Genomic DNA, 9,372 nt, shown 5'->3' on the forward strand with positions numbered 1-9,372 from the left:
AGGTGTTTTCTATGGATATGCAAAATTGTACACTTTGCCCTCGTTTATGCCATGTTGATCGCACTAAAAATTATGGTATCTGTCATGCTAGTGATAAAGTGGAAATTGCTCTCGTATCCTTACATCAATGGGAAGAACCGTGCCTATCCGGAACTAATGGAGCTGGCACGGTTTTTTTCTCTCATTGTAATATGAGATGTATCTTCTGCCAAAATCACGAAATCAGTACTGAAGGCAAAGGCTTTCCTGTAACCATTGAGCGTTTAGCTCAAATTTTTTTAGAACAACAAGCTCGTAATGCCCACTGTTTAGAACTAGTAACACCAACTCATTACGTTTTACAAATAATTGAAGCTCTAAAATTAGCCAAAAAACAAGGTCTATCTATTCCTGTAGTTTATAATACAAGTGGCTATGAACGAGTTGAAGTCTTAGAAATGCTCAAAGACTATATTGATGTGTTTTTACCTGATTTTAAATACTACTCACCAGATACTGCCAAAGAATTTTCTCATGCTCCCGATTATCCTCAAGTAGTCAAAAAAGCCATTGATAAAATGTTTGAACTTGTAGGTAAACCGCAATTTAAAGATAATATCATGCAAAAAGGCGTCATCATTCGCCATTTAATCTTGCCATGGTATTATAAAGAAAGTATAGAAATTGTAAAATATATCTGGGAAACATATCATGATGATGTTTATCTTAGCCTTATGAACCAATATACTCCTATGTATAAAGCACTTACTCACCCTAAACTAAAACGCAAACTAACGACTTTTGAATATGATAAAGTCGTAGATTATGCACTTGATTTAGGTTTTAAAAATTGCTATATTCAGCAGGGCAAAACAGCTACAACAAAATTTGTGCCTCATTTTGATGGTACTAATGTATATTAATTATTTTAAAGGAGTTTTTTTATGCGTAGATTTAAACAGGCTCTATCTCAAGCTGAAAATATTACTATATTAAAACAAAAAACTCATGGTATTTTAGCACTTTGCGATGAAAAATCTTTTCCTTATACTGTTCCTTTAAACTATGTATATCTCAATGACAAAATCTATTTTCACTGTGCCACAGTTGGTCGCAAATTAGATATCATTCATCAAAATAATAAAGCTTCTTTTTGCGTCATAGATCAAGATGCTGTCATTCCCGAAAAATTCACCACTGCTTATTCTAGTGTCATAGCTTCTGGCACTATTAAAGCAATAACTGATAAAAAAGATAAACAAATAATCCTAGAAGAGTTTATCCGTAAATTTTCTGCTGATTATTTTACAGAGGGACTAGAGGAAATAAAAATATACATGAATCGCACTTGTATTTTAGAATTGACTATTGAGGAATTGACAGGCAAAGAAGGACTTGAATTACAAAAACTTAAAACTAAATAAAAAATAAAAGCTGTAGTTTATCACTACAGCTTTTATTTTGTACAGGATTTTTTTGAGTTGTGTTTGTTTGACTGATTTTTCTTATTTCATATATGCATCAATTAAAGCATTAAATTTATCTTTAGAGAAGAAACCTGATTCACGATGAACAATTTCTCCATCTTTTACGAATAATAAAGTAGGTACTACCATCACTTCATATTCTTCAGCAAGTTTTACATTCTCATCAATATCAATTTTTAAAATATCAAAATCATATTCTGGAGCAACTTTTTCAAGTACAGCACCTAACATTTTGCAAGGGCCACACCATGTAGCAAAGAAATCTACTACAAAAGTTCCTTTATTTTCCAATAATTTATTAAAAGCATTTGCATCTGCATGTACTAACATTATTTTATCCCCCAAACTTATTTAATCTATAAGGTTTATCTCACTTGATGAGTTTATTATAAATGATTTTCTATCATAGTTCAGTGACTTTATCACAAAAACTAACAAATAATTATTCTTTTTTATAAAAACTTAATCACTTTAATTTATAACACTAATTCTAATCTAAATTAAATAAATCTAAATCTTATCATACAACTTTTTGAATAAAATAAACATATCTTTATATTTATCTTATCTAAATGATTTCAAAAATATTTGACAAAATTATTTTAAAATTAATAAAAACCCTTTTATTTCTTGAAATATTGATATATAATATATTTTGTTATAGAAATTATTGAAAATTATTAAAAAAATTGCAATAATTTATAATATACTATATAATAAATATTAACTTAATATTTATCATACAACTTTTAGAATTATCAATTAATATTAATATATTGTGCGGAGGTACAAAAATATGCAAACAAATGAAATGATTAAATCTAATATTGAGCAAGGACTAACTACTCTCGGTATTGAATTCGGTTCCACTCGTATTAAAGCAGTATTGATTAATACTGATCATGAACCAATCGCTGTTGGTGCTTATGACTGGGAAAACAGCCTCATTGATGGCATCTGGACTTATAGTGAAGAAGAAATTTGGACTGGTCTTCAAGGCTGCTACAAAAATTTAGTTGAAGAAGTAAAAGCAAAATATGATGTTACTATCACTAAATTAGCAGGTCTTGGTTTTAGTGCAATGATGCACGGCTATCTCGCTTTTGATGAACAAGATAACTTGCTTGTGCCATTCCGCACTTGGAGAAATAATATCACAGGTCAAGCTTCTCATGAATTAATTAAATTATTCAACTACAATGTACCTCAAAGATTCAGCATTGCTCATCTTTATCAAGCTATTTTAAATAATGAAGAGCATGTAGCTAAAATTAAATTCTTCACTACATTAGCAGGTTTTGTTCATTGGAAATTATCTGGTGAAAAAGTACTCGGTATCGGTGATGCTTCTGGTATGTTCCCTATCGATATCAATACTAAAAACTACAATGAAAAAATGCTAACTGATTTTGATGCTTATATCGCTGATAAAAATTATCCATGGTCTATTCGCGAAATTTTACCAAAAGTTTTAGTTGCTGGTGAAAATGCAGGTTATTTAACTGCTGAAGGTGCAAAACTTCTCGATCCAACAGGAACACTCCAAGCTGGCACTCCTATGTGTCCACCAGAAGGTGATGCTGGTACTGGTATGGTAGCTACAAATACAGTTACAAAACGCACAGGTAATGTATCTGCTGGTACTTCTGTATTCGCTATGATCGTATTAGAACGTGATTTATCCAAAGTTTATGAAGAACTCGATATGGTTACTACTCCTGCTGGCGATTTAGTAGCTATGGCCCATTCTAATAACTGTACAACAGATTTAAATAGCTGGATCAGCCTTTTCCATGAATGCCTCACTAGCTTTGGCGTAAAAGTAGATACCAACGAATTATTCTCTACATTGTATAATAAAGCATTAGAAGGCGATGCTGACTGTGGTGGCTTACTCGCTTATTGTTACCATTCTGGTGAACATATTACAGGATTTACTGAAGGTCGTCCATTATTCGTTCGTAAATCCGATAGTAAATTCAACTTAGCAAATTTCATCCGTGTACATCTCTCTACAGCTCTTGGTGCGATGAAAACAGGCTTAGATATCTTAACAAAAGAAGAACATGTAACTATCGAACAAATCTTAGGTCATGGTGGTTTATTCAAAACTAAAGGTGTAGGTCAGACAATCATGGCTAATGCTATCGGTGCTCCTGTAACAGTTATGGAAACAGCTGGCGAAGGTGGAGCTTGGGGTATTGCACTTTTAGCTGATTATATGAACAATAAAGAAAACTTATCCCTCGATGAATATTTAAGCACTAAAGTATTTAAAAATAGTGTTGCTGAAACTATTGCTCCAACAAAAGAAGGTATCGAAGGTTTTGAAACATTCATGACTAGATATCGCAATGGTTTAGCTATTGAACAATCTGCCATTGATAATTTAAAATAAAATATCTCTCTATAAAAGACAGGCTTTTTTAGCTTGTCTTTTTATTTTGTATTTTAATGTATTTTTTATTCATTAGCTAAAAATATTGTAAACCTTAAAAATATTTTATATAATATACAAGTGTTTTTCTAAGAAGCTTTTTTATCCATCATTCATATTTCTTAGAAGTTAAATTTTACATAAAGGAGTTTTGAATATGAACTTATCTGTAAAAATTTTCATTTCTCTAGTTTTATCCGTAATCGTAGGACTTATTCTTGGAGAAGAAAATTTACCTTGGCTTAAAGCTTATTTAGCCCCATTTGGTACAATGTTTATCAACTTAATCAAAATGATTATTGTACCTGTAGTATTAGCTTCCCTAGTATGTGGTGTTGCTAGCTTAGGCGATACAAAAAAACTCGGTCGCATAGGCATTAAGGTTATCTTATTATACTTAGTAACAACAGCTGTTGCTCTTGTCATCGCACTTGCTTTAGCTTCTGTATTACAACCTGGCTTAGGCATGAATTTAGTTGCTGAAAAAGCTCCTGATATCAAAGAAGCTCCTGGTTTTATGGATGTTTTAGTAAGCATGATACCTGCTAATCCTATCATGACTATGGCTAAAGCTGATATGCTTCCTCTCATTGTATTTGCATTAGCCCTTGGTATTGGTATCACTGCTGTTGGCAAAAAAGGTCAGCCACTGCTCACATTCTTTGATTCTTTAGCTGAAGTTAGCTATAAATTAATTTCTATGATTATGAGCCTTGCACCATACGGTGTATTTGCTCTTTTAGTTCCTGTAGTTGCTGCTAATGGTCCAAAAGTTTTATTACCACTATTATCCGTTATCGTTACAGTTTACATTGGTTGTATTATTCATGCACTCGTTGTGTACTCTTCCATTGTTTCCACTCTTGGTAAAATGAATCCTTTAAAATTCTTTAAAGGCATGACTGAAACAATGCTTTTAGGCTTTACAACTTGCAGCTCTGCAGCAGCTCTTCCTGTAAATATGAAAAACTGCACAGAAAATCTTGGTGCTGATAAATCCATCGCTAGCTTTGTTCTTCCTTTAGGTGCAACTATTAATATGGATGGTACTGCTATATATCAAGGTGTTTGTGCTATCTTTATCGCCAATGTCTACGGCATAGATTTAACAGCAGGACAAATGCTCATGATCGTATTGACTGGTACACTTGCTTCTGTAGGTACCGCTGGTGTTCCTGGTGCTGGTGTTATCATGCTTGCTCTTGTATTACAGACTGTTGGTCTTCCTATGGAAGGTCTTGCTCTCGTTGCTGGTATCGACCGTGTATTAGATATGATTCGTACTTGTCTTAATATCACAGGTGACGCTGCTGTAACTATCGCAGTAAGTCAAACAGAACGAAGTAACAATTAAAATTAAATCCGCAAAAAACAAAGACACTAGATTATTTCTAGTGTCTTTTATTATGTCTTAAAATTCATTTTAATATACTGTAGAAATCACTTTTCCCAAATTATCAGCTAAATCCTCTAAAACATCTAGATTTTCTTCAGAAACTAAAAATAAAGTGAAAATATCTGGACTTAAATCAATCATACCAATGCAAATATCATCATCAAACCATTTACTGTCAAGATATTTACACCAATTTATAATATTTTCATCATCAATAAAATCCATTTCTTCATTATAATAGTCATATTCATCATCTTCATTATAATCGTATTTATCTATATTATAATCTTCTTCTTCAAATTTATTATCCAAAGCTAAATTATATTCTTTAAAAGTTCTTAATCCTTTTAAGCCCCAACCAAAATCACTTATACTACAATCTTCTTGAATTTGCATTACATAATTATTTCTGACTAAAATATTTACAGTAACCAACCATTGCAAATCTTCTATAGAATCATACTTTATACTGATATTGCGTTCTTCAAATTCTTCTAAATGCTCTTGTGCATATGCTTCTATATTGTCAATACTCTCCTCTATCTCCGCCAACACATCATCATCATTATTACTTATAATTTGTGCTATCTTCAACAAAGTTTCTGCCTTTTCCATACTTATCCCTCATTTTCAATTTAATCACTAATTTATTAATTCACTATATAAATAAAAAAATCCTGTCAGTTTAAAAAACATTTTAAATATGATATAATTGATATTAATTAATATTTATTATTGATTAATTGACCACTTAGGAGTGATTTTTATTTTATATATAGGTAATCATTTATCTTCCTCTAAAGGTTTTTTGCATATGGGGAAAGAAGCCTTGAGTCTAAATGCTAATACATTTTCTTTTTTTACTAGAAATCCTCGTGGTAGCAAAGCCAAAGATATAAACGATAATGATGTTCAACAATTTTTAGCACTAGCCAAACAATATAAATTTCATAAATTAGTAGCTCATGCGCCTTATACATTAAATCCATGTTCCAATCGTGAAGAAGTACGCGAATTTGCTCGCCAAACAATTGCTGATGATTTACTTCGCATGGAAAAATTGCCTCATAATTATTATAATTTCCACCCAGGAAATCATTTAGGGCAAGGTATAGATTTTGCCATCAAAGCTATCAGTGATTGCTTAAATGAAGTGATGTGGTCTGAGCAACAGACTACTGTCTTATTAGAAACTATGGCAGGAAAGGGCACTGAAGTTGGCAAAACTTTTGCTGAACTTCAAGCGATTATTGAGCGTATCAATTTACAAGATAAAATAGGTGTATGCCTTGATACTTGTCATATTTGGGATGGCGGTTATGATATTGTAAATAATTTAGATGATGTCCTAGCTGACTTTGATAAAATAATCGGTCTTGATAAATTAAAAGCTATACATTTAAATGATAGTAAAAATGATTTAAATACTCATAAAGACCGCCATGAAAAAATCGGTCAAGGTAAAATAGGTCTTGATGCTATCATAAAAATTATAAACCACCCACAATTAAAACATTTGCCATTTATTTTAGAAACACCAAATGACCATGATGGATATGCCCACGAAATAGCTTTATTGCGTGCTAATTTCAATTAAATATAAATAAAAAAAGTATCTTTTTCTAACTAAGTACAAATCAGAAAAAGATACTTTTTATTTTTCTTATTTATCTTGTTTGCCAATGAGCTAATGCTCCTGTAAATTCATTCAATTTAAATGAATTTGCTACAGCTTTATCAATGAAATTTTGAGCATTTTCAAAAGCTTGATGGATATCTAAACCTTTAGCAAGTCCTGCTGTTATTGCTGCGGAGAAAGTGCAACCAGCACCGCTATTATAGATATTTTTCATCTTAGCTTTTTTCTGGATAGTAAATTCTTTACCATCAAATAACACATCTACCATATAATCGCCATCTACACGGCTACCAGATTTTATAATGACATTTTTCGCACCGAGTTTATTGATTTTTACACAAGCTTCTTTAATGTCTTCTACAGTTTCCACTTTTTCCATACCTGCAAGATAAGCAGATTCTACTGTATTTGGTGTTATTACATCAGCTTTTTTCACCAATAAAGATTTTATCGCTTCGGCTGCTTCTGGTACCATGATAGCATCGATACCTTTACAAACCATTACAGGGTCGATTACTACATTTTTAAAATTATATTTATCTATGGATTTTGCTACTAATTCTACAAGAGCAGCTGAACCTAACATACCTGTTTTCATGGCATTAATGCCAATACCTTCACCAACAGTTGCAATCTGACGTTCAATAGTAGGCAAATCTATAGGAAAGATATCATGAGCCCAATCTTTTGGATTTTGTGCCACAATTACAGTTAGTGCCACCATTCCATAAACGCCCATTTCTTCGAAAGTCTTTAAATCGGCTTCCATGCCGGCTCCACCAGAAGTATCAGAACCTGCTATAGTCAATGCTTTATAATTTTCTAATGCCATAATTTATCACCTTTAAATATAAATTATTTTTAATAAGATGTTTTAAATTATAAAATTCTACTATTCCAAAGTCAACAAAATCACATAAAAAAGTGGATATTGTATCGATACAATATCCACTATAACTATTATTTTCCTAAAATTATTTGCTCCATAATAAATTCATAATTTTAGCATATTCTTCTTCTAAATTTTTAACAATAGTATCTGTAATAGCTATAATTAATTCGCTATCTTGTTTTACACCTAATATACAAGTATCTAAATAAATACCTGTTTCGTTTGTATAATACTTAAAAGATTTATACTTAGCATTTAATTCATCAAAATAAGCCAATAATTTATCTTTGTTTTGTACACTTGGTGCAACCTGTACTCTAATTAACCCATAAATACTATCATCTAAAATTATTCCCATTGGTAATAATTGACCATTTATATTTATTGATGAATGAAATACTACGGCATTAAATTTATCATTTTCTACTTCTTCTACTCTAAAGCAAGTTATATTCTTTTCATCTAAATAGTCTTTAAAATTTTGTGCTTTCTCATTCATAATAAAATACCTCACATTCATTTATGTAAGCTAAATCCTAAAAAAAGATTTAGCTTACATTTTTATACTTATTTTTAAATTATGCTTCTTCTACAGCTTCATCAAGAGGAATAGCACCATCAACAAAATTAAATTCTGCTTTACGTTCTTTAAAGTCACGGTTTCTATCCCATGGAGCATCTTTATATAAATGACTCCAATTTTTATAGTCATTTATATCAATTGGTTTTAATACAGTTAAATCACCTGTACTAATTGTAACATCATAATTATTAAAGATATCATCTTCTGTACCAGATGGATAGAATGTACCGTCAATAATTACACCAATAACGCCATCATGTTTACCTGGTTGGTCTAAAATAGTATCATCATCTAAACCAAAGTTAATATCGAAATCATTTGGATTATCTCCATTTGCCCATCCATCAACAGTTCCGCCATAATTTGGATTATCTCCAACAGTAATATTAGAATCATCAACTGTAATTGTTAAATGTCCCTTATCTACTGTAGATTTTCCAGGATTAATTGTAATATTATAGTTGTCTTCCAATCCTTCAATACCATCTACATTGCCTGTCCAAGTATAATCTCCTCCAGCAGGTTTGGTATGTGTATTATTATCTGTCAAAGCATCATCATGTGTCATTGTTACATCTAATTTATCTTCAAATGCTTCATCGCCATTTGTTAAACCATCTGTACCTGTGATTACATAATCATCTAAATTAGGTTTACCATATTCATGATGTACATTTTCATTTAAATCAATTGTTAAATCAGCTTTGTTTACTACAGATTGTCCATCATTAACTTTAATATTATAGTTATTTTCTAATCCTTCAATACCGCTGACACTGCCTGTCCAAGTATAATCTCCTGCATTATTTGTATGTTTATTATTATCTTTTAAGGCATTATCTTTAGTCATTGTTACACCAATGTTTGCTTTATCCCCATTTGTTAATCCTGTTACGTTACTTACTCCATAATCCTCTAAGTTTGGATCACCATATGTGTGATATACCTTATTTAAGTCT

The 9,372-nt window shown here is 31.3% G+C and carries 10 protein-coding genes; 5 read left to right on the forward strand and 5 right to left on the reverse strand.

Annotated elements, in window-relative coordinates:
- Window positions 1-11 precede the first annotated feature (11 nt).
- Both Q5I67_RS09080 and Q5I67_RS09085 read left to right on the forward strand, forming a co-directional pair.
- Window positions 12-902, forward strand: a complete 891-nt coding sequence (locus Q5I67_RS09080) for a radical SAM protein (protein WP_302487106.1) — start codon at window positions 12-14, stop codon at window positions 900-902.
- Window positions 903-923: 21 nt separating this feature from the next.
- A complete protein-coding gene (locus Q5I67_RS09085) occupies window positions 924-1,403 on the forward strand; it encodes a pyridoxamine 5'-phosphate oxidase family protein (RefSeq protein ID WP_302487107.1) in 480 nt (159 codons plus the stop codon).
- 81 nt (window positions 1,404-1,484) lie between these two features.
- Here the strand turns inward: Q5I67_RS09085 and trxA are convergent, their stop codons facing one another.
- Window positions 1,485-1,796 (reverse strand): thioredoxin, encoded by a 312-nt coding sequence (gene trxA, locus Q5I67_RS09090; protein WP_296923057.1) that lies wholly within the window; start codon window positions 1,794-1,796, stop codon window positions 1,485-1,487.
- A 466-nt stretch (window positions 1,797-2,262) separates the two neighbouring features.
- Here trxA and Q5I67_RS09095 point away from each other — a divergent pair, with 466 nt between their 5' ends.
- Both Q5I67_RS09095 and Q5I67_RS09100 read left to right on the forward strand, forming a co-directional pair.
- Window positions 2,263-3,864: a xylulokinase gene (locus Q5I67_RS09095; RefSeq protein WP_302487108.1), complete on the forward strand. Its 1,602-nt coding sequence runs from the start codon at window positions 2,263-2,265 to the stop codon at window positions 3,862-3,864.
- A 196-nt stretch (window positions 3,865-4,060) separates the two neighbouring features.
- Window positions 4,061-5,257 (forward strand): dicarboxylate/amino acid:cation symporter, encoded by a 1,197-nt coding sequence (locus Q5I67_RS09100; protein WP_302487109.1) that lies wholly within the window; start codon window positions 4,061-4,063, stop codon window positions 5,255-5,257.
- Window positions 5,258-5,326: 69 nt separating this feature from the next.
- Here Q5I67_RS09100 and Q5I67_RS09105 read toward each other — a convergent pair whose 3' ends face one another.
- Complete coding sequence (locus Q5I67_RS09105; RefSeq protein WP_302487110.1) at window positions 5,327-5,914, reverse strand: DUF6630 family protein; 588 nt, start codon at window positions 5,912-5,914, stop codon at window positions 5,327-5,329.
- Between the two features lie 151 nt (window positions 5,915-6,065).
- Here Q5I67_RS09105 and Q5I67_RS09110 point away from each other — a divergent pair, with 151 nt between their 5' ends.
- Window positions 6,066-6,896, forward strand: a complete 831-nt coding sequence (locus Q5I67_RS09110; protein WP_302487114.1) for a deoxyribonuclease IV — start codon at window positions 6,066-6,068, stop codon at window positions 6,894-6,896.
- A gap of 70 nt (window positions 6,897-6,966) precedes the next feature.
- Here the strand turns inward: Q5I67_RS09110 and thiD are convergent, their stop codons facing one another.
- From thiD to Q5I67_RS09125, 3 genes are all read right to left on the reverse strand, one after another.
- A complete protein-coding gene (thiD, locus tag Q5I67_RS09115) occupies window positions 6,967-7,770 on the reverse strand; it encodes a bifunctional hydroxymethylpyrimidine kinase/phosphomethylpyrimidine kinase (RefSeq protein WP_008539897.1) in 804 nt (267 codons plus the stop codon).
- 142 nt (window positions 7,771-7,912) lie between these two features.
- Window positions 7,913-8,329 carry a hypothetical protein gene (locus tag Q5I67_RS09120; RefSeq protein ID WP_115152034.1) on the reverse strand — a complete coding sequence of 139 codons (417 nt, stop codon included), beginning with the start codon at window positions 8,327-8,329 and terminating at the stop codon, window positions 7,913-7,915.
- Window positions 8,330-8,408: 79 nt separating this feature from the next.
- The coding region (locus Q5I67_RS09125; protein ID WP_302487111.1) for an MBG domain-containing protein at window positions 8,409-9,372 on the reverse strand (964 nt) is incomplete at its 5' end.

Origin of the sequence: uncultured Megamonas sp. (genome assembly GCF_958438645.1) — a bacterium.
Taxonomy (GTDB): Bacteria; Bacillota; Negativicutes; order Selenomonadales; family Selenomonadaceae; genus Megamonas.